The organism is Haladaptatus sp. HS23 (assembly GCF_056892285.1).
The window spans coordinates 1-843 of record NZ_JBXGLH010000054.1; the positions used below are offsets into that span (position 1 = coordinate 1).

Consider the following 843-nt stretch of genomic DNA (forward strand, 5'->3'; position numbering starts at 1 on the left):
ACGTTGCTCGTGGTTTGTGATCCCTGTGTTAATGATTCGCTCACTGGACACAATTTTTGTCCCGCGATCAAATGATACCTATAATAATCTTAGGTGGGGGTGCAAACATATTGGCTTCCTTTTCGCTCAACCAGCCCTTCTTCTCGGAGTGTATTTAGGATTGGATAGATCGATATTGTGGGAATATTCAGTGTGTGGCAGAGCTCTTGAACCGTCCCACCACTGCTATAATGAAGATGTAGATACACGAGTTTCGATCCCATTGAGTCAAGGTCGCTCGGCAGTGACTCAATATCTGGGCTATCTTGTTGTCTATTCACGCGTGCGTTGGACTCTAGTATTGATTTATTCAATTTTATTCTATTGTTTCGACATTGTCGTGTATTCGTTAATTCGGTTCTTTCGCTCGGTTAGAGATGGAGGTTACCACTCCATTCCACCGTTGATACCGAGGATCTGGCCAGTCATGTAGGACGACTCCTCGCTTGCTAAGAATCGAACAACACCGGAAACATCTTCAGCCTCAGCAAACCGGTTCAGCGGAATACGCTGGCGGATTTTGTCCTGAATCTCCTCATCGACGTCGGCAAGCATATCGGTTCTCGTGAATCCCGGTGCAACACAGTTGACTGTCGAACCCGAATTTGCCAGCTCAAGGGCAAGCGTCCGGGTAAATCCGAACAGGCCACTTTTCGTTGTCGCATAATTGGCTTGGCCGTAGTTGCCCTGCTGGCCAACCACACTCGATATGTTGATCAACCGTCCGTGTTCGGCCTGTTTGACGTCATCATAAAACGCCTTCGAGCAGTTGAACACACCGCCAAGATTGACGTCGATAACGCG

Annotated in this window: 2 protein-coding genes; both read right to left on the bottom strand. The window is 47.9% G+C overall.

The window, feature by feature from the left end:
• Positions 1–89: 89 nt before the first annotated feature.
• The gene (locus AC1XDK_RS30765; RefSeq protein ID WP_254662912.1) at positions 90–263 is read right to left on the bottom strand and encodes a helix-turn-helix domain-containing protein; all 174 of its coding nucleotides are present in this window, start codon (positions 261–263) and stop codon (positions 90–92) included.
• A 160-nt stretch (positions 264–423) separates the two neighbouring features.
• The coding region (locus AC1XDK_RS30770; RefSeq protein WP_483353829.1) for an SDR family oxidoreductase at positions 424–843 on the bottom strand (420 nt) is incomplete at its 5' end.